Here is an 18,137-nt window from a genome sequence, read left to right on the forward strand (position 1 = left end):
ATCTATATGCTTTTCCTCTCGACTTTGTCTCATGTATTGTTATTATATAGTTTTCGAACGTTTTTAGTAAAAGAAACGGCCCAAACCTATAAAATCATAGTTTGAGCCGTTTCTTACGATAAGCTGATGACGGGAGTTGAACCCGTGACCTCCTCACTACCAATGAGGTGCGCTACCACCTGTGCCACATCAGCAAGACCGTTATTAAATTTATCATACCGATCGATTCTTGTCAATAATTTTTCATATTTTTATATAAAATTCTTCCTGATCATTCAATCTCAGACAGCCAAGATTTTCACCATAGGCGGCCCCGCAGTCAATAGCGATCCTTTGATCCCATTTTGCGATATGAAATGCGGCAGCCTGCTTCCTGGCTTCTTCCGTCAAAGTCCCCGCATAATAAAGCAGTGCGCCTGTAGGCGTATGTCCAAAAATGACGGTATACGGACAGGAGAGGACGGCATTAAAAAACTCCCTGCGTGTCCACAGAAGAGTATCCCGGTCCATCTCTGAGAGCTTCTCCTCTGAATCTCCCAGTGCTGCATCAATGCCGGCATGAACCAAAAGATAACGCTTTCCTTCTACTGTGATCATCCGGTAAAGAGGGAGCTTTCGAACAAACTCGATACACTGCTCCTGTTCTTCTTTCGGAAACGACATAAGAGAAGCTAAAGTAACCCCTCCGCCGTTAAAAAGCCACGTCTCATACCATGATTCCTCGTCATCCATAGTTCTTAGGAACATGTCTTCATGGTTTCCCATGAGAAGTTCCATATTCGGCTGTTCCCTTATATATTCCAGCAGCTGGATGCCGTCCGGCCCACGGTCCACCACATCTCCGATAATAAATAATTTATCCTCTGAAGAGAACCGGATCTTCTCCAGCATCTCAAAAAAAGCCCGGCTCTGGCCGTGAATATCGGACAACACATAAACATTCTGCATGTATACTCCCCCTCCGGGTGATTAACTTTCTTCCCCTAATTTTCTGCGGATCCTCTGAATCGCATTGTCGATGGACTTTTTCGGTTTGTCCAGTTTTACGGCAATCTCCACATAATTTTCTCCGCTCAGATAAAGTTCCATCACATCTTTCTCAAAGCCGCTGAGCTTTGTCTCAATTTTCTTATAGTAGTTAGAGATGTTTTCCTTTTGTATCAGAACCTGTTCCGGATTCGTGTCTTCTTCCATAAACTGGTCTTCCTCCCCCTGTTCATTAAACAGTGAGATATAGTTGTTCAATGGACCGTGTTTCTTTCTCTTGGAAGCCGTCACCGTCGTATAAATCTGCCGTTTTACACAAAGTGATGCAAATGTGGAAAATGAAGCGTTCTTTTCGTTGTCATAATTTTTTACAGCTTTAAAAAGACCGATCATCCCTTCCTGGATCAAGTCCTCCTCATCGGCCCCGGCCAGAAAGAACTTCCTGGATTCCCTGCGCACCAGTCCCCCATACCGGTTCAGCAGAAAATCCATCGCCTGATCGTCACCGCTTTTTATCTCATTTAACAGGTCCCTGTCAGAATAATGTTCAAAGTCTTTCATAGTTCCCCTATTTTAAAAGTCTCTGCCTCACGATCTCATAAGCCAGCACGCCGGCTGCAACCGATGCGTTCAGAGAATCAATATCGCCGTTCATCGGAATAGAAGCGGTATAATCACACTTCTCCTTCACAAGGCGGCTGACACCGCTGCCCTCATTTCCGATGACCAGTCCTATAGGACCGGTTAAATTCTGGCGGTACATGATGTCTCCATCCATATCGGCACAGACAAACCATAACCCCCGCTCCTTCAGTTCTTCCATCGTCTTTGACAAGTTGGTCACTTTCACCACCGGGGTATAATTAAGCGCTCCTGCGGATGTTTTTGCCACCGTCGGGGTCAGTCCCACTGCCCTTCTTTTAGGAATGATGACGCCATGAGCCCCGGCAAGATTTGCTGTTCTTATAATAGCTCCCAGATTGTGAGGATCTTCAATACCGTCCAGAAGAATAAAAAACGGATCTTCGTTCTTCTCCTCTGCCCTGGCAAACAGATCTTCTATCTGTGCATATTCATAGGCCGCGGCCATTGCGACCACACCCTGGTGATGTTCCTTTGTAAGCTGATCCAAACGTTCTTTTTCTACAAAATTCAGAACTGCGTCTGTTTTTTTTGCCTCCCGGACGATCGTCCGGACAGGACCGTCCTGGCATCCGTCCAGAATATAGATCTTATCGATGGGCTTTCCCGCTCTCAGTGCCTCCAGCACCACATTTCTTCCCGCCAGCAGATATTCTTCGTAACTCATTCATTTTCTCCTACATCTAATCCTATTTTAATCAGCTCCACAGCCCGTGCCATCCTCCCGGATAAGTACAGATATCCGATCAGGGCTTCGATCCCTGTCGCCATCCGGTATTCCACGATCGAAGCATTTTTTGCGGCCGTAGCGGATTTGGCATTTCTGCCGCGCTTATAGACGGCTGTCTCTTCGTCTGTGAGCCTTTCTTTTATATTATCATAAACCCTGGCCTGAGTGGAAGCTTTTACCAAACTGCTGGACTTTTTGTGATATTTATTCACGCTCATGTTTCCTTCAGAGATAACCAGTGTCCGAACGGCGATCTCATAGACCGCATCTCCGATATAGGCGAGTCCGAGGGGTGAGTAAGTCTTAGGATCGATTTCAGGCAGGTCAAGCCCCTTTGTCATAAATTCAATTAAGCTCGTTTCCATTTTACGCCTTCTCTTGTATCCTTTAAAATAATCCCTTTTTCTAACAATTCATCCCTGATCTCATCTGCTCTGGCGAAATCTTTTTCTTTTCTCGCCTGCTGCCGTTCCTCGATCAGCCTTTCAATCTCTTCATCCAGAATTTCTTCTTCCTGCTTTGTCTCGATCCCGAGTACTCCGCACAGCGTTTCCATGATTTCCAGAAGCTTTGCCGCATAATCAGAGGATGACTCTTTTACGGTTGTATTGGCCAGCTTCACAAGTTCAAAGATAGCAGAAACGGCATCCGCCGTGTTGAAATCGTCTTCCATGGCTTCTTCAAATTTGCCGACCAGTTTTCCGGCTTCGTTAAGATGCTCTTCTTCCTCTTTGTTCACGGCTGATCCTGTCTTTTCCGCCTGATCCCTTACAAGTTCAATGGCTGTGAGAATACGGTCCAGTCCGTTCTTGGCAGATTCCACAAGCGTATCGCTGAAGTTCAGCGGATTGCGGTAATGTGCGCTCAGCATGAAAAACCGGATAACCTGCAGCGGATATTTTTCACTGATCTCTCTGACAGTAAAAAAGTTGCCGGCCGATTTGGACATCTTTTGATTGTCGATATTTAAGAACCCGTTGTGCATCCAGTAGTTTGCAAAACATTCGTCGTTGCATGCTTCACTCTGGGCAATTTCATTTTCGTGATGAGGAAAAATCAAGTCCTCTCCTCCCGCATGAATGTCAATCGTATCCCCGATATACTTTTTCGACATTTCGGAACATTCGATATGCCATCCCGGGCGGCCTTCTCCCCAAGGAGACGGCCATGCAATCTCACCTTCTTTTTTCGGCTTCCAAAGCACAAAATCAAGCGGATCTTGTTTGCCTTCTTCCCCGCGGACTTTAATATCCCTGTGGCCTGCCTCCAAGTCGTCAATGTTCTTTTTGGAAAGTTTTCCGTATCCGTCAAAAGAACGGGTTTTAAAGTAAACCGTACCATTTACTTCGTAGGCATGCCCTTTTTCGATCAAGGTCCCAATCATGCGGATCATTCCGTCAATCTCTTCTGTGGCTTTCGGCTGGTGGGTCGCCGGCTTTACATTTAGACCCTCCATATCTTTTTTGCACTCTTTGATGTAGCGCTCCGCGATTTCTGTGGCAGACACTCCTTCTTCATTGGCCTTTTTTATGATCTTATCGTCTACATCCGTAAAGTTAGAGACATAATTGACATCATATCCCTTGTATTCAAAATATCTGCGGACCGTGTCAAAAATGATCATCGGCCGTGCATTCCCGATATGAATGTAATTATAAACAGTCGGGCCGCACACGTACATGCCCACTTTCCCTGGATGTACCGGAACAAACTCCTCTTTTTGTCTTGTCAGTGTATTATAGATCTTCATTCTTTATCTCCTTTCGCAGCATCCTCTACACGTTTGCAGTGCTCCATAAATATATTGAGAGCACTTCTTAACTCAGCATTTTCCTTAGCCAGCTTCTCAATATCCATATCAACCGGATCCGGAAGGTCAATCTGGTTAAGTTCCAGACTCTGAATCCTGGTCCCGTCTCTCTTGATCACTCTGCCCGGCACTCCGACCACTGTCGAGTTGGGCGGCACATCGGAAACCACAACCGAACCTGCTCCTATCTTGGAATTCTTCCCAATCGTGATCGATCCTAGTACTTTCGCCCCGGCGCTGATCAAAACATTATCCTCAATGGTGGGATGGCGCTTCCCGGTTTCATTTCCGGTGCCTCCCAGCGTAACTCCCTGGTAAATGGTCACATTGTCGCCGATAATCGTAGTCTCGCCGATGACAACCCCATGTCCGTGGTCAATGAACAGCCCTTTTCCTATCTGTGCTCCCGGATGGATCTCAATTCCGGTCTTCCTGGCAATCTTTTGTGAAATCTTTCTGGCCTTATAAAAATTCCCTTCCTTATATAATTGGTGTGTGATCCGGTACCAATATAAAGCCCTGACATAAGGATAAAGATATACTTCCTTTTGGTTTTTAAGGGCCGGGTCCCGGTCCTTTATGATGTCAAACTGGCTTTTTGCAAACTCTCTAAAGCCCATACTTACCTCCAAACAAAAAAACTCCGTCTCAAAAAAAGAGACGAAGTTGTATCCGCGGTTCCACTCTTACTTAAAGTATCCTTAAGGATGCTTTCCCTTAACCTTCCGTTAACGCCGGCCACGTACAGGACTACTGCCGCTTCGCCCTGTCTGCTCCCAGAGGCATTCCCAACACATTTCCTAAAAACTGCTTTCAGCCGGTGACAGTTTCTCTCTGTTAGTTCCAGTGAAGGTACTCTTTCTGTTCTGCGCATTTCACTTACCATATAGTTTATGCGCTTTCCTTAAAAATGTCAACCGGGTTATTTGATATCCACTTGTTTAAAATGCATGACTCCGCCGGCCGCGGCAGCGATAAGAAATACGATTCCGGTTAATATCCCGGGAAGAAGTTCGGCATGTTGTACTCCGCTCTGTATGATCTGAGCCAGCATGTTGCTCGGCCAGTATTTTGACAGCTGCACCGTATGCCCCAAAAGTTTTGTGAGTCCCATATCCCCATATACTGCAATGATTCCAATAACGTCCAGCCCAATGATGGCAACTGGAAGGACAAATTGTGTCTTCCTTATTATAAATGCGGCCATAACATACAGAGATGTGATGCTGAGGACCAGAATATATTTTGTGAACAAAAAGCCTGCGGTATCGCTTATGACAGTCCCGCTCATATCCCCGGTTTTCCAGTAAAACATAGCAGTGATTCCCACAATTACAACGCTCGCCGCAAAATAAACCGTTGCCAGCAGGACGCTCACGATCCACTTGGAAGCAAAGATTTTATTTCTCTCATAATGCTTTGATGCCAGATTTTTAATGGTTCCACAGGTATATTCACTGCCTATGAACAGAGAGATAACGATCGCCAACAAAATCTGATAAGAGATATCTGTCCCCTGTATCCTTGAAATGACCGTCGTCTGCGTCCCTGCACCTCCGCCCATTTTTTCCACAAGATGATAAAGGAAATTCTCAGATCCCATCAGCAAAAGGAACAGGACCCCGCATACACGAAATGACGTTGATTTTAACAATTTATAAATATCTGCCCGAATTAAATTTAACATGCCGCACCTCCCACTGCTCTTAAAAAGTATTTTTCCAGATCCATATTTTCCACAAAGATTTCTTCTACCTGGATTCCTTCCTGCATAAGCACCTTATTGACTTTCCCCGGCTTTTCCAAAAATCCGTAGACCTTTAACTCTTCTTCTCCTACCATCTGGAATGCTTCTGCCGAAAAATGCTCTCTCATAACTTTGCACGCCTTCTCCCTCTGTTCCTTCGGCATCTTTACCGTAAGACTGGACTGACTCTGCCTGTTTAATTCTTCTTCCGTAAATTCCTGAATCAGCTCACCCTTATGGATGATACCGTATCTGGTAGCCAGTTTCGATAACTCTCCCAAAATATGGCTTGATATCAAAACCGTGATATGATGTTCCTGATTCAGCTCCTGGATCAATTCTCTGATCTCACGGATTCCTACCGGATCAAGCCCGTTGGTAGGTTCATCCAGGATTAAAAATTCCGGATCGCCCAAAAGTGCAATGGCGATCGCCAGCCTCTGCTTCATGCCAAGGGAGAAATTTTTCACCTTCTTCTTTTTGGTATCTGCAAGCCCCACCTTTATGAGGACTTCCTCAATCTTTTTCGGATCTTTCAGTCCCCTGAGCTTCATCTCCACCATGAGATTTTCTCTGGCCGTCATACCGGGAATCAGCGCCGGATATTCAATCACTGTCCCGATCTTTTCCCTTGCCTTGACCAGATCATAGGAACCGAACAGGGAAAGCCTGCCGGAAGAGGGTTTGGCCAATCCTGCCATCATCCGGATCATGGTGGTCTTCCCTGCACCGTTCTCTCCGATAAATCCGTAAATATCTCCCTTTTTTACTTCCATACTGACATTTCTCACTGCTATTTGTTTTCCAAAGGATTTTGTAATCTCCTCTGCATTCACAATCGTGTCCATAGAATCCTCCTTGTACCATCGTATTATTGTACTGATCTTTTAATACAATAATACGATGGTACAAATAATTTGTCAATAAAAAAGACATGAAAAAATTTCTTTTTCATGCCTTTTCTCTGCTATGAAGACGCTGACGCCGTTTGCTTCACCGTCTGCCGGATGCTGTTTCCTATCGCCGCAGCCAGTATCATTTTCACCAGGTCCCCCGGCAAATACGGGATGACTCCGGCCATGAGGCCCTGGAGCGGTGTAAGGTTCATCTGCGAACAGAGCCAAACAGTCCCGAACAGATATGCCGCCAGCGTTCCGATCACCATTCCCGCAAATTGTATGGTTCTTTTTCCTCCGGAATGATCCGCTGCAAATCCACAGACTGCAGCCGTCAATACGAATCCGATCAAATATCCTCCCGTAGGGCCGGCAAGCTTAGACAGGCCCCCCGTAAATCCTGAAAAAACCGGGAGTCCCGCTGTGCCAAGCAGCAGATAGATCACATAACTCACAGTGCCGGATTTGCACCCAAGTACAAATGCCGTCAAATAAATAACCAGATTTGTGAGTGAAATGGGAATCGGTGTAAACGGCAGCGGAACAGAAAGCGGTCCCGCAACGCACATGAGTGCCGACATCAGTCCTATGAGTGTCATCTGCCTTGTTTCTAGTTTCTTCATAGTCATTCTCCTCCTTATGTCAATGAAAATCCAAGCTGTGAAAACATCTTTCTGTCGTCTTCCACCCTGTTGCCGGATGTAGTGAGCATATCACCAGTGATCGCTCCGTTGGCCCCGGAACAAAACGCCTCTCTTCCGCAGTCTTCCATCAAATTCCGCCCTGCCGCCAGACGGATTTCTGCCTTGGGATTTAAGAGCCGGAACACTGCAACTGCCCTCAGTATTTCCTCTTCGCCGAGTCTTTTTCTGCCTTCCAGAGGAGTTCCTTCAATCGGCGTAAGAACATTGATCGGAATAGAATCAACTCCGAGTCCTGCGAGTTCAAGGGCCAAAGACAGCCTGTCCTCCTCTGTCTCACCCATTCCGATGATCCCGCCGGAACAGATCTCAAGGCCTGCTTTCTTTGCCCTCTCAATATTTGAGATCTTGTCAACATATGTATGAGTCGTGCAGATCTCAGAGAAAAAACGTCTTGATGTTTCTAAATTACAGTGATATCGTGTGACTCCATTTCTTTTCAGATCTAAAAAAGCTTCATAAGACAGAAACCCGTGAGATGCACAAAGGGAAACACTGCACTGTTCATACATAGCACGATAGGCCTTTAAAGCTCTTGAAAAATCTTCTCCCTCAAGAGATTTTCCGGCTGTCACGATAGAGTACCTGTGTATTCCTTTTCTTTCCTGCATCCGGCAGTCCTTCAAAATCTCTTCGGCCGGAAGAAATGCATATTCGTCCGCCTGAGTCCGGTGATGGGATGACTGTGCACAAAACCTGCAGTCCTCGCTGCACTTTCCGCTTTTCCCATTGATGATCGTACAGAGATCGCCGTGGTCTTTGCAAAAATTCTTTCTGATCCTGTCTGCCGACCGGCACAGCATCTCAAGATCCGCATCCAGCAAAAACAATACATCTTCTATTTTGGTCTGTCCCTGTTCTCCTGAAAGGATCTGTCTTGTAAATTCCTCCAGCATATAAACTCCTTTCTCTTTCCCGCTTCGTTAATGAAGTATACGCTATGAATTCCAAATTGTCAACCACAATAATTATATAGGTTTACAATTTAGTTAAATGAAAACGTGCGCTGCATAATGACGCACGTCTCAGATTCTATTTTATTCTTCCTCTTCAAGGATGCCTAATTCCTTAATCCGTTCCTCAATCTTTTTCATAGATTCCTCATAGGTAAGTCCGTCTTCCGTATCTTTTTCCTGTACATCGGCACGCTTTTCCAGCAATTCGTCGATATCTTTACTGTATGGATTATTGTCTGTCACTCTTGTTAAAAGTCCCATGCATCTTCCTCCCTGCTTGCTTCTCTCCCTTTTCGCTGACCTTTATTTTATTCATTTTATCCGTTTCTTGTCAATATATTCTTATGAGAAATTTGACTTTCCGCTCAAAAAATTGTACCATGACATTGCATCAGCAAAGAAGAAAGGGGTGTTTGATATGAAAACCTATAAAATATTGTTAGATTCCATAGACAAAGTAAAAGACTTTGTCAACTTGATCAACCGGTTTAAATCCGAGATAGATTTAGCGTCCGGCCGCTATGTTGTCGATGCAAAATCCATTATGGGCATTTTCAGCCTGGAATTGTCCAAACCGCTGCTCCTCACCGTTTACGGCGAAGACGAACTGGAAGACATTGAAAATGCATTAGAGCCATTTATTTTAAACTAAAAGGAAATGCCGTATCCCCGTTTTATTCTCTGGGGTACGGCGCTTTTTTATGAGTTTTTTACCACTATTTCCGTCACGCTTTGAAATGCGTTCCTCCACGGCTGCTCCCCATACTGTACTTTGGATATGCAAAATAAGGCTTCAATTCCTTGGCATAGTAGGCGCCTCCCAATATATCATACTTTCCATCGGCCAGATCCTGTATAAAGGTATCTGATGTGGTCGAAACATATTCGTACTCCCAGTTCGTATATTTTGCGATCTCGTTCAGATAATCCGGCGTCAGCCCGGTATAATTTCCGTATTTATCTTTTTCGCATATCCCCTTTTTCTGATCATCACTGTCTCTATTCCGTTCTCTTCATTTTAAAGCTTTTCTCTCTTTCTGAGAACAAAGTGGGCAAGCCCACTTCAACGCCCCAACCCCTCACTCTTTGAGGGGCTTGACAACTTTGCGTGCCAGATGCAATTTGCCGCAGGCAAATAATTTCCTTACGCATCTGTGCACAACCCACGGAGCGTTTTTATTTCATAGGGAAGGTCATAGAACTTTCCTATGAAACAAGAAAAAGGGAGCCGATTCCCAAAATAAAATTAGGATTCGGCTCCTTTTGTCATCAACTTATAATATCCGCACTCTCACTCTTATGGCTTTCAGCAGCTGGATCAGCGGAAGATTTGCCAGTGCCAGTCCATATACGGTAAACAGCTGCTGAATATTCAGTGTCTGGACTTTAAACAATGTATGAAGCGAAGGTATAGTCATTACACATGTCATCAGAATTACTCCAAGTATAAATGCACCGATCAGATACATATTGTCGAAAAATTTTCTTGTAAACAGCACCGGATGATTTGACTTGCAGTTAAAGCCGTGCACCAGCCTCGACATACAGAGCGTTCCAAATGCCATTGTGCTTGCCAGAAGAGCATTTTGTTCCCGGTATCCGATCATAAATCCGATCATCGTCATGACTCCGATCACAAATCCTTCGATCCCGATATTAACCAAGAAATCTTTTGTGAGTATAGATTCGTTCACAGGCCTCGGTTTCTCTTCCATCACCTTGTCGGTGTGGGGTTCCAGTCCGAGTGCGATGGCCGGAAGGCTGTCTGTCAGCAGGTTGATAAACAGTAAATGCACCGGAGCAAACGGAACCGGAAGTGCAGCGATAGACGCATAAAGCACCGCAAGGATTCCCGCAAAGTTTCCCGACAGCAGGAACTGGATCGCATTCTTTATGTTTCTGTACAAATTCCTTCCGTTTTCCACTGCCTTTACGATGGTCGCAAAGTTATCGTCTGTAAGCACCATTGAGGAAGCGTCCTTGGAGACTTCACTTCCCGTGATCCCCATTGCCACACCGATGTCTGCCTGCTTGAGCGCCGGTGCGTCGTTGACCCCGTCACCTGTCATAGAGACGATATTGCCTTTTCTCTGCCATGTCTGTACGATCCGGATCTTGTGTTCCGGCGAAACTCTCGCGTAAACAGAAATCCCTTCCACAAATTTTTCAAGCTCCTGATCGGACATATGATCGATCTCAGAACCCTCACAGGCTTCGCTTTCATGTTTTAATATCCCAATGCGCTTCGCTATGGCAGCGGCAGTTACTTTGTGGTCTCCCGTAATCATAATCGGGCGTATCCCTGCCTGGATGCACTGCGCTACCGCAGACCTAGATTCATTTCTCGGAGGGTCCATCATGGAGATCAGTCCAAGGAAAGTATAGCCGTTTTCATCATCCGGCGTGAGCCGTTTCCCTTTTTCTATGGTCTTGTATGCGATTGCTAAAACTCTCAGGCCGTTCCGTGAAAATTCCTGGTTGCAGGCTTCAATCTGTTTTTTATCCCAGTTGGTAATCACTGTGGTTTTATCGCCTTTTTGAATAGATACCAGCCGGTTCAGAAGCACGTCCACAGCCCCTTTTGTTACCATGACATATCCGTTTTCCATGTCATGCACCGTAGACATTAGTTTCCGGTCACTGTCAAAGGGTATCTCCGCCACCCTCGGGTAGAAACACCGAACGCTCTCGGCTTTCCTTCCCAGCTTGTCCCCCAGATTGATCAGCGCAGTCTCCGTGGGATCTCCAATCTCCTCGCCGTTGACGTTCGTAGAGTCGTTGCAGAGCATACTGTAATCCAGCAGCTGTTTCTGGGCCGGTTTCTTCAGGTCAATATGGGCGGCAGGAATCCTGACACCTCCCACATAATAGTCTTCCACTGTCATCTTATTCTGCGTAAGCGTACCGGTCTTGTCGGAACAGATGACAGACACACTTCCCAGTCCTTCCACTGCCTGGAGTTTTCTGATGATCGCATGTTCCTTGGCCATCTTCTGTGTTCCGAAGGAGAGAACGATCGTCACGATGGAGCTTAACGCTTCCGGGATTGCCGCAACCGCCAATGCTACGGCAAACATAAATGCGTCTCCCATATCCTCGCCCCGGATGACACTGATCCCAAACAAGATTCCGCAGAATACCAGGATCAAAAGGGAGAGTTTTTGTCCGAACTGATCCAGATTGACCTGGAGAGGAGTCCTTTTTTCCTCTGTATTTTTCAGCATTCCCGCAATCTTTCCGACTTCCGTGTCCATTCCCACCCCTGTCACGAGGAATTTCCCTCTTCCATAGGTGACAAAACTTCCCGAATACACCATATTGGTCCGGTCTCCCAGCGGAACCTGGCTGATGATGATGCCGGCGGTCTTTTCTACGCCCAGGCTTTCCCCGGTCAGCGCACTCTCGTCCACTTTTAAGCTGGCTGATTCTAAGATTCTTCCGTCCGCGGGTATGGAATCCCCTGCCTCCAGGAGTATCTCATCTCCCACAGTCACTTCTCTGGACGGAATCTGTACGGTGATCCCGTCCCGGATCACCTTGGCCGTCGGTGCCGACAGCTGTTTTAAGCTGTTCAGGGATTGTTCTGCCTTCACGGTCTGAACGGTACCGAGGACGGCATTGACCGTGATGACGACCAAAATAACCGCGGTGCTCTCCACATCTCCCAGAAATCCTGATACAGTAGCTGCGATGATCAGAATAATAACGAGAAAGTCCTTAAACTGTTCGAGAAAGATCTGCAGTACACTTTTCTTTTTCCCTTCGACCAGTTCATTGTACCCATACTGTTTTTGATGTTCCGTGACCTGTGCAGCGCTCAAAGGTTCCATCGAGCCGTTCAGTCGCTTCCTGACTTCTTCTGCTGTCTGTTGGTAAAACTCTTTCATATTTCATCATTCTCCATTTCTATATGTATTTTCTTTCTTTTTCCGACGAAAAAAACAGCGAGACTTTTACTGCATCTTTCGTGCAATAAAAGTCTCGCTGTTTCATTACGATACGGATGAATTCTTCATCGAGATTGACGACACCGCAAACGATTTGCTCGCCAGCTACTCCCTTTTATTAAAGTTTATATTAGCGGATTCTCTTTGGCTTGTCAACTAATTGTTGTCGACTTTCCGGCTCGAATTTTGCCTTATAAATGCTTGCCCGTCACCTTGAGCCTTGCCATGGCCCTGGAAAGTGCGGCTTTGCTGTGATAGTACTCCTTCTGGCTTTCCTTCTGCCTGAGTCTTTCCTGGGCGCGCTCTTTTGCTTCCTCTGCCCGCCGGATATCAATTTCATCCGGCCATTCTACCGTGTCTGCCAGGAGAACGACGAACTCCGGCATGATCTCTACAAAGCCGTCGCCCACGGCTGCTTCTTTCCACTCACCGTTTACTTTGAACCTGAGTTCTCCTGTCTTCACCGCGGTCACCATGGACTCATGGTTGGGCAGGATGCCCTGTTCACCATCAATCGCCGGAAAGATCATCATCTCACATTCACCGTTATAAAACTTTCGGTCACTGGCCGTAATCTCCAGATAAAAGGTCTTTCCCATGCTCATCCCTCTTTCTTACGCTTCCTTGGCCGTTTCGCTCTTTGCCTTCTCAATGACTTCATCGATTGTTCCCACCATAAAGAATGCATTTTCCGGATATTCGTCCATCTCTCCGCTTATAATGGCTTTAAATCCGCGGATGGTCTCGCTCACCGGCACATATTTGCCCTTCATGCCGGTAAAATTCTCTGCCACATGAAACGGCTGTGAAAGGAATTTCTGGATCTTTCGGGCACGGTAAACCGCGAGTTTATCATCTTCATCCAGTTCCTCCATTCCCAGGATAGAGATGATATCCTGAAGCTCTTTATACTTCTGAAGAAGCTCCTGAACCTGCATTGCCACCTCGTAATGTTCCTCCCCAACCACTTCCGCTTCCAGAATTCTGGATGTGGATTCCAGCGGATCTACCGCAGGATAGATTCCCTGTTCTACAATCTTTCTGGAAAGCACCGTGGTGGCGTCCAGATGGGCAAAGGTCGTTGCCGGGGCCGGGTCCGTCAAATCATCCGCAGGCACATAGACGGCCTGCACAGAAGTGATCGATCCGTTTTTCGTGGACGTGATCCTCTCCTGAAGCTCTCCAACTTCATTGGCCAGCGTCGGCTGGTAGCCGACGGCAGAAGGCATACGGCCCAGCAGTGCGGATACCTCGGAGCCTGCCTGCACGTAACGGAAAATATTATCGATGAACAGCAGCACATTTTGATGTTCCCTGTCTCTGAAATACTCTGCCATCGTAAGACCGGTCTGTGCCACTCTCATGCGGGCTCCCGGTGGTTCGTTCATCTGTCCGAACACCAGGGCTGTCTTGTCGATGACCCCGGATTCATTCATCTCTGTCCACAGGTCATTTCCCTCTCTGGAACGCTCTCCCACGCCGGTAAAAATAGAATATCCGCCGTGTTCAGTGGCGATGTTGTGGATCAGCTCCTGGATCAGCACCGTTTTGCCCACTCCGGCACCGCCGAACAGTCCGACTTTACCGCCCTTGGCATAAGGCGCCAGAAGGTCGATGACTTTAATTCCTGTCTCCAGGATCTCCACGACCGGGCTCTGTTCCTCAAAAGTAGGAGGGTCCCTGTGGATGACCCACTGCTCTTCCCCTTCTACCTGCTCTTTTCCGTCAATATTCTGCCCCAGCACATTGAACATCCTGCCCAGTGTCTGTCTGCCTACCGGAACCGTAATTCCTGCTCCTGTAGCTGTCACTTCCATATCTTTTGACAGCCCTTCGCTGGATGCGAGCAGGATACAGCGGACAATATTGTTCCCCATATGCTGGGCAGCTTCCATGACAAGTTTTTTGCCGTTCAGTTCTACCGTCAGCGCATCTTTGATCAGCGGAAGATACCCGCCGTCAAATTCTACGTCCACGACCGGACCTAAAACCTGTACGATTTTTCCCTTTTCCATATCTTCACCACAATTCTTTCTATATCTAAATCAATTATTATTTCTTTTGAAACGCTTTCGCGCCGCTTACAATCTCTGTAATCTCCTGGGTGATTGCCGCCTGTCTTGCACGGTTATACAATAGTGACAGCTCCCTGATCATGTCTTTTGCACTTTCCGTGGCCCCCTGCATCGCCATCATACGCGCATTCTGCTCGCTGGAAAATGACTCTACCAGAGCTCCATAGATCAGGCCCTTTACATAGTTGGGCACCAAATGATCCATGACCACTTTTGGAGACGGAGAATAGTCGGCAATCTTGTGATACTTTTCGAGTTCCACATTCATTTCCTCAAAGCTCTGCCGTTTCAGCGGCAGGATCTGGATAATCTCAGGCTCTGCCTTTAAAGGCGTTACCATCTTTGTATAAATAATATAGATCTCATCCAGCTTTTCCTTCCTGTAAAGATCGACCAATGTTTCCGCAATATTTCTGGCACGCCACATGCTGGGGTCCTGGGCGGTATAGAGAAACTCCATGTCAATCCTGACATTCTTCTTCGTAAAATACTTCCTTCCCATCTGGCCGATGACAAACAGGGTATTATCATTTCCCTGTGCCAGGCGCTCCTGTGCAAGCTTCAGCACATTGTGGTTATAGGCTCCCGCCATCCCCTTATCAGCCGTCATGACCACATATCCCCGCTTTTTATCCTCCGGCTTAATCTTTTTTCTCTGGTCAAAAAAGGTATGGTTAATGTCCGGCGAATGAAACAGAATATCTTTGATCGTCGACTGGAGCAGTTCAAAATACGGAGCCGTGGCGTCCAGCTTTTCCCTTGCCTTCCGAAGCTTTGTGGAAGAGATCAGATACATTGCGTTGGTGATCTTCATGGTCTCCTGAATACTCTTCATTCTAGAGCGGATTTCTGTCATATTTGCCATGTATGCTCACCTACTTTTTAAATTCTTTTACTGCTTGAACGATCTTCTCTGCCATCTCATCTGTCAATACCTTCTTCTCGTCGATCTCACTGGCCAGTTCCCCGTATTTTGCCTCAAAGAAGGATACCAGATCTTCCGTAAAGGCTTTGACATCTTCTGTCGGAACATCCATGAGCAGACGGTTATTGGCCGCACATAAGAGAATGACCTGTTTGTGCAGGCTCATCGGATGATAAAGCGGCTGTTTCAATAATTCCACAAGCCTGTTTCCATGATCAAGGAGTTCCTTGGTCTGCGGGTCCAGATCCGAACTGAACTGGGTAAAGACCTCCATCTCCCGGAACTGAGCCAGGTCGATCCTCAGACTTCCCGAAACTTTTTTCATCGCTTTAGTCTGTGCCGCCCCTCCTACACGAGAAACAGACAGACCCACATTGACTGCCGGCCGGATGCCGGAGAAGAACAGATCACTCTCTAAGAATATCTGTCCGTCTGTGATGGAAATGACATTGGTAGGAATATAGGCGGATACATCGCCCGCCAGAGTCTCAATGATCGGCAGCGCCGTGATAGACCCTCCTCCGTGTTCTTCATTCAGTCTGCATGAACGCTCAAGCAGCCTTGAATGCAGGTAGAATACATCTCCGGGATATGCTTCCCGTCCCGGCGGCCTCTGTAAGAGCAGAGACATGGCACGGTAAGCCACCGCATGTTTTGACAGGTCATCATAGACTATCAAAACGTCTTTTCCTTTGTCCATGAAATACTCTGCCATGGCCGTGCCGGAATACGGCGCGATATACTGGACCGGAGCCACATCGCTTGCCGATGCGGATACGACGATTGAATAGTCCATGGCGTCGTTCTTCTTCAGTGTGGAAACAATTTTAGCCAGAGTGGATGCTTTCTGCCCGATGGCTACATACACACAGATGACGTCTTTGCCCTTCTGGTTCAAAATTGTGTCCACAGCGATGGACGTTTTGCCGGTCTGGCGGTCGCCGATGATCAGCTCTCTCTGTCCCCGTCCGATCGGAAACATCGCGTCAATGGCAAGGATTCCTGTCTCCAGCGGAACGTCTACAGATTTTCTGTCGATGACTCCCGCCGCTTCTCTCTCAATCGGGAGATACGCGTCAGTCCTGATCGGTCCGTTACCATCAATGGGAGCGCCCAGCGCATTGACCACGCGCCCGATCAAAGCGTCCCCGACCGGTACTCCGGCACGCTTGCCGCTTCTAACGACTTTGGAGCCTTCGATCAGCCCGTGATCACTTCCCAACAGCACACAGCCGATGGTCTTCATTTCCAGATTCTGCACAATACCTCTGGTACCGTTCTCAAACTCTACCAGTTCCCCGTACATCGCATGATTTAAACCATGCACGGCCGCAATACCGTCGCCTACCTGGATGACTGTTCCTTCCTCCTGCACCTCGATCTTATTTTCATAATCTTCTATCTCACTTTTTAAAACGGAAATAATTCCTTCCGGATTTATATTGCCCAACTGTTTCACCTCCGCACAAGGCTGTTTTGTAATTTTGTAATGGAAGCCTTCACACTTCTGTCATATACATCATCACCCACAGTCAGAATGAATCCGCCGATCAATGACGGGTCTTCTTTCAGCTGCAGATTAACGCCTGTTTTATGATATTTTTGGCAGATCATATTTTTTATGCCTTCAATTCTCCTGTCATCCGGTTTGGTGACATAAGCAAAGACTGCCTTGACTACTTTATTTTTTCTTAAAACTAATTCATCATGTGAAGCAAATATCTCAAAGATGCTGTCTGCCTCACCATTGTCTGTGACGACCTTAAAAAAGCTCTGCACCGGCCCTGGGATCACTCTGTCAATGACCGCATGTTTTTCTTTTTTTGTGACTACCGGACTTGCCAGTGCTTTCACGAATTCCGGGCACTCACTGCAGATCCTTTTCGTCTCATGGATGTACTCTTCAGGAATCGTTAAGTCAAATAATACTTTTGCATAATTATCTGTCAGCTCATTCATTGGCCTGCACCCGCTTCTCTCAAAAAGTCATCCAGTATTTTTTCATTGGATGCCTGGTCAACGTTCTCCTGAATTACTTTGGAAGCCGCCGCGATCGCCACCTGGGCAATTTCATTCTGTATTCCCTGTACTGCTTTTTCCCGCTCTGTCTCAATGGTTTTTCTTGCGTCCGCAATTATTTTGGACGCCTCCGCATCGGCATCTCTTAAAATCTTCTCATATTCTTCTTTGCCCCGCTCCTTGGCTGTCTTTACGATCCTGGCCGCCTCCTGATTGGCATTTTTAAGCTCGGCCTCGTATCTTTCTTTCAGCAGCCCGGCCTGGGTATTTTTTTGTTCCGCATCCTCTATCTGTCCGCTGATCATCTGTTCCCTTTTCTCAATCATGCCCATAACAGGCTGAAAAAGAAGCTTTTTTAAGATAATAAAAAACACAATGAGGTTCACGAACGTCCACAGGAGCCCTGAATTAAATGTTAACACCTATACCGCCTCCAAGCTTTATTTAAAGTACAAACATGATAATGATTGCAACAACCAGGCCATAGATTGCCGTTGATTCTGCAAGCGCACATCCAAGCAGCAGTGTCTTATTAATCTCCCCGGTTGCCTCCGGCTGTCTTGCGATCGCATCTGTTGCACCTGATGTGGCGATTCCGATACCTATACCTGCTCCAATACCTGATAATACTGCAATACCTGCTCCTAATGCTACTAATGACATAATCTACATCTCCTTATACTATAATTTATTGTTTCTGTT

21 protein-coding genes, 1 tRNA gene and 1 other annotated feature are annotated in these 18,137 nt (G+C 46.7%); of the genes, 1 reads left to right on the forward strand and 21 read right to left on the reverse strand.

The features are described 5' to 3' along the window. Window positions 1–121: 121 nt before the first annotated feature. The 12 genes from QGT46_RS01895 to QGT46_RS01950 all read right to left on the reverse strand — a co-directional run bounded on the left by QGT46_RS01895 (window position 122) and on the right by QGT46_RS01950 (window position 8,730). Window positions 122–194, reverse strand: a tRNA-Thr gene (locus tag QGT46_RS01895). A 49-nt stretch (window positions 195–243) separates the two neighbouring features. After that, window positions 244–948, reverse strand: a complete 705-nt coding sequence (locus tag QGT46_RS01900) for a metallophosphoesterase (RefSeq protein WP_024726998.1) — start codon at window positions 946–948, stop codon at window positions 244–246. A 21-nt stretch (window positions 949–969) separates the two neighbouring features. Beyond that, on the reverse strand, window positions 970–1,548 hold the full coding sequence (locus QGT46_RS01905; protein ID WP_024726997.1) for a sigma-70 family RNA polymerase sigma factor: 579 nt from the start codon (window positions 1,546–1,548) through the stop codon (window positions 970–972). 7 nt (window positions 1,549–1,555) lie between these two features. Further along, the gene (gene rlmB / locus QGT46_RS01910) at window positions 1,556–2,296 is read right to left on the reverse strand and encodes a 23S rRNA (guanosine(2251)-2'-O)-methyltransferase RlmB (RefSeq protein ID WP_148459025.1); all 741 of its coding nucleotides are present in this window, start codon (window positions 2,294–2,296) and stop codon (window positions 1,556–1,558) included. After that, window positions 2,293–2,724 (reverse strand): Mini-ribonuclease 3, encoded by a 432-nt coding sequence (locus tag QGT46_RS01915; RefSeq protein ID WP_024726995.1) that lies wholly within the window; start codon window positions 2,722–2,724, stop codon window positions 2,293–2,295. The genes rlmB and QGT46_RS01915 overlap by 4 nt, the downstream gene beginning before the upstream one ends. After that, window positions 2,709–4,109, reverse strand: a complete 1,401-nt coding sequence (cysS, locus tag QGT46_RS01920) for a cysteine--tRNA ligase (RefSeq protein WP_148459024.1) — start codon at window positions 4,107–4,109, stop codon at window positions 2,709–2,711. Before cysS ends, QGT46_RS01915 begins: the two co-directional genes overlap by 16 nt. Continuing rightward, window positions 4,106–4,789 carry a serine O-acetyltransferase EpsC gene (gene epsC, locus QGT46_RS01925; protein WP_024726993.1) on the reverse strand — a complete coding sequence of 228 codons (684 nt, stop codon included), beginning with the start codon at window positions 4,787–4,789 and terminating at the stop codon, window positions 4,106–4,108. Before epsC ends, cysS begins: the two co-directional genes overlap by 4 nt. Before the next feature lie 33 nt (window positions 4,790–4,822). Further along, window positions 4,823–5,047: a binding site (T-box leader), on the reverse strand. Window positions 5,048–5,091: 44 nt separating this feature from the next. Then, on the reverse strand, window positions 5,092–5,856 hold the full coding sequence (locus QGT46_RS01930) for an ABC transporter permease (protein ID WP_148459023.1): 765 nt from the start codon (window positions 5,854–5,856) through the stop codon (window positions 5,092–5,094). After that, window positions 5,850–6,764 carry an ABC transporter ATP-binding protein gene (locus QGT46_RS01935; protein WP_148459022.1) on the reverse strand — a complete coding sequence of 305 codons (915 nt, stop codon included), beginning with the start codon at window positions 6,762–6,764 and terminating at the stop codon, window positions 5,850–5,852. Before QGT46_RS01935 ends, QGT46_RS01930 begins: the two co-directional genes overlap by 7 nt. Before the next feature lie 119 nt (window positions 6,765–6,883). Continuing rightward, window positions 6,884–7,441: a biotin transporter BioY gene (locus tag QGT46_RS01940; protein ID WP_148459021.1), complete on the reverse strand. Its 558-nt coding sequence runs from the start codon at window positions 7,439–7,441 to the stop codon at window positions 6,884–6,886. An 8-nt stretch (window positions 7,442–7,449) separates the two neighbouring features. Next, window positions 7,450–8,409: a biotin synthase BioB gene (gene bioB, locus QGT46_RS01945; protein WP_148459020.1), complete on the reverse strand. Its 960-nt coding sequence runs from the start codon at window positions 8,407–8,409 to the stop codon at window positions 7,450–7,452. Window positions 8,410–8,550: 141 nt separating this feature from the next. After that, complete coding sequence (locus QGT46_RS01950) at window positions 8,551–8,730, reverse strand: hypothetical protein (protein WP_148459019.1); 180 nt, start codon at window positions 8,728–8,730, stop codon at window positions 8,551–8,553. A 157-nt stretch (window positions 8,731–8,887) separates the two neighbouring features. Between QGT46_RS01950 and QGT46_RS01955 the strand changes: the two genes are divergently transcribed. Then, the gene (locus QGT46_RS01955) at window positions 8,888–9,121 is read left to right on the forward strand and encodes an HPr family phosphocarrier protein (RefSeq protein ID WP_024726986.1); all 234 of its coding nucleotides are present in this window, start codon (window positions 8,888–8,890) and stop codon (window positions 9,119–9,121) included. 73 nt (window positions 9,122–9,194) lie between these two features. Here QGT46_RS01955 and QGT46_RS17175 read toward each other — a convergent pair whose 3' ends face one another. The 9 genes from QGT46_RS17175 to atpE all read right to left on the reverse strand — a co-directional run bounded on the left by QGT46_RS17175 (window position 9,195) and on the right by atpE (window position 18,098). Continuing rightward, window positions 9,195–9,443, reverse strand: coding sequence for a transporter substrate-binding domain-containing protein (locus tag QGT46_RS17175; RefSeq protein WP_287517924.1), 249 nt, complete (start codon window positions 9,441–9,443; stop codon window positions 9,195–9,197). 300 nt (window positions 9,444–9,743) lie between these two features. Continuing rightward, on the reverse strand, window positions 9,744–12,356 hold the full coding sequence (locus tag QGT46_RS01965; RefSeq protein WP_148459018.1) for a cation-translocating P-type ATPase: 2,613 nt from the start codon (window positions 12,354–12,356) through the stop codon (window positions 9,744–9,746). A 251-nt stretch (window positions 12,357–12,607) separates the two neighbouring features. Next, the gene (gene atpC, locus QGT46_RS01970) at window positions 12,608–13,021 is read right to left on the reverse strand and encodes an ATP synthase F1 subunit epsilon (RefSeq protein WP_148459017.1); all 414 of its coding nucleotides are present in this window, start codon (window positions 13,019–13,021) and stop codon (window positions 12,608–12,610) included. Window positions 13,022–13,030: 9 nt separating this feature from the next. Then, window positions 13,031–14,431, reverse strand: coding sequence for a F0F1 ATP synthase subunit beta (gene atpD / locus QGT46_RS01975; RefSeq protein WP_148459016.1), 1,401 nt, complete (start codon window positions 14,429–14,431; stop codon window positions 13,031–13,033). Window positions 14,432–14,468: 37 nt separating this feature from the next. Continuing rightward, the gene (gene atpG / locus QGT46_RS01980; RefSeq protein WP_006568945.1) at window positions 14,469–15,356 is read right to left on the reverse strand and encodes an ATP synthase F1 subunit gamma; all 888 of its coding nucleotides are present in this window, start codon (window positions 15,354–15,356) and stop codon (window positions 14,469–14,471) included. Between the two features lie 10 nt (window positions 15,357–15,366). After that, window positions 15,367–16,866, reverse strand: coding sequence for a F0F1 ATP synthase subunit alpha (gene atpA / locus QGT46_RS01985; protein WP_301589349.1), 1,500 nt, complete (start codon window positions 16,864–16,866; stop codon window positions 15,367–15,369). A gap of 5 nt (window positions 16,867–16,871) precedes the next feature. Continuing rightward, window positions 16,872–17,375 carry an ATP synthase F1 subunit delta gene (gene atpH, locus QGT46_RS01990; RefSeq protein ID WP_148459014.1) on the reverse strand — a complete coding sequence of 168 codons (504 nt, stop codon included), beginning with the start codon at window positions 17,373–17,375 and terminating at the stop codon, window positions 16,872–16,874. Further along, window positions 17,372–17,857, reverse strand: a complete 486-nt coding sequence (gene atpF / locus QGT46_RS01995) for a F0F1 ATP synthase subunit B (RefSeq protein WP_024726980.1) — start codon at window positions 17,855–17,857, stop codon at window positions 17,372–17,374. The genes atpH and atpF overlap by 4 nt, the downstream gene beginning before the upstream one ends. Before the next feature lie 22 nt (window positions 17,858–17,879). Beyond that, a complete protein-coding gene (atpE, locus tag QGT46_RS02000) occupies window positions 17,880–18,098 on the reverse strand; it encodes an ATP synthase F0 subunit C (RefSeq protein WP_006568949.1) in 219 nt (72 codons plus the stop codon). Window positions 18,099–18,137 lie beyond the last annotated feature (39 nt).

Origin of the sequence: Anaerostipes faecis, assembly GCF_910574135.1 — a bacterium.
In the GTDB taxonomy this organism is placed as follows: Bacteria; Bacillota; Clostridia; order Lachnospirales; family Lachnospiraceae; genus Anaerostipes; species Anaerostipes hominis.

Bases quoted from the DNA above. Each gene is read 5' to 3' on its own strand.
- QGT46_RS01900 (WP_024726998.1), bottom strand. From the start codon at position 948: ATGCAGAATGTTTATGTGTTGTCCGATATTCACGGCCAGAGCCGGGCT.
- QGT46_RS01905 (WP_024726997.1), bottom strand. From the start codon at position 1,548: ATGAAAGACTTTGAACATTATTCTGACAGGGACCTGTTAAATGAGATA.
- rlmB (WP_148459025.1), bottom strand. From the start codon at position 2,296: ATGAGTTACGAAGAATATCTGCTGGCGGGAAGAAATGTGGTGCTGGAG.
- QGT46_RS01915 (WP_024726995.1), bottom strand. From the start codon at position 2,724: ATGGAAACGAGCTTAATTGAATTTATGACAAAGGGGCTTGACCTGCCT.
- cysS (WP_148459024.1), bottom strand. From the start codon at position 4,109: ATGAAGATCTATAATACACTGACAAGACAAAAAGAGGAGTTTGTTCCG.
- epsC (WP_024726993.1), bottom strand. From the start codon at position 4,789: ATGGGCTTTAGAGAGTTTGCAAAAAGCCAGTTTGACATCATAAAGGAC.
- QGT46_RS01930 (WP_148459023.1), bottom strand. From the start codon at position 5,856: ATGTTAAATTTAATTCGGGCAGATATTTATAAATTGTTAAAATCAACG.
- QGT46_RS01935 (WP_148459022.1), bottom strand. From the start codon at position 6,764: ATGGACACGATTGTGAATGCAGAGGAGATTACAAAATCCTTTGGAAAA.
- QGT46_RS01940 (WP_148459021.1), bottom strand. From the start codon at position 7,441: ATGACTATGAAGAAACTAGAAACAAGGCAGATGACACTCATAGGACTG.
- bioB (WP_148459020.1), bottom strand. From the start codon at position 8,409: ATGCTGGAGGAATTTACAAGACAGATCCTTTCAGGAGAACAGGGACAG.
- QGT46_RS01950 (WP_148459019.1), bottom strand. From the start codon at position 8,730: ATGGGACTTTTAACAAGAGTGACAGACAATAATCCATACAGTAAAGAT.
- QGT46_RS01955 (WP_024726986.1), top strand. From the start codon at position 8,888: ATGAAAACCTATAAAATATTGTTAGATTCCATAGACAAAGTAAAAGAC.
- QGT46_RS01965 (WP_148459018.1), bottom strand. From the start codon at position 12,356: ATGAAAGAGTTTTACCAACAGACAGCAGAAGAAGTCAGGAAGCGACTG.
- atpC (WP_148459017.1), bottom strand. From the start codon at position 13,021: ATGAGCATGGGAAAGACCTTTTATCTGGAGATTACGGCCAGTGACCGA.
- atpD (WP_148459016.1), bottom strand. From the start codon at position 14,431: ATGGAAAAGGGAAAAATCGTACAGGTTTTAGGTCCGGTCGTGGACGTA.
- atpG (WP_006568945.1), bottom strand. From the start codon at position 15,356: ATGGCAAATATGACAGAAATCCGCTCTAGAATGAAGAGTATTCAGGAG.
- atpH (WP_148459014.1), bottom strand. From the start codon at position 17,375: ATGAATGAGCTGACAGATAATTATGCAAAAGTATTATTTGACTTAACG.
- atpE (WP_006568949.1), bottom strand. From the start codon at position 18,098: ATGTCATTAGTAGCATTAGGAGCAGGTATTGCAGTATTATCAGGTATT.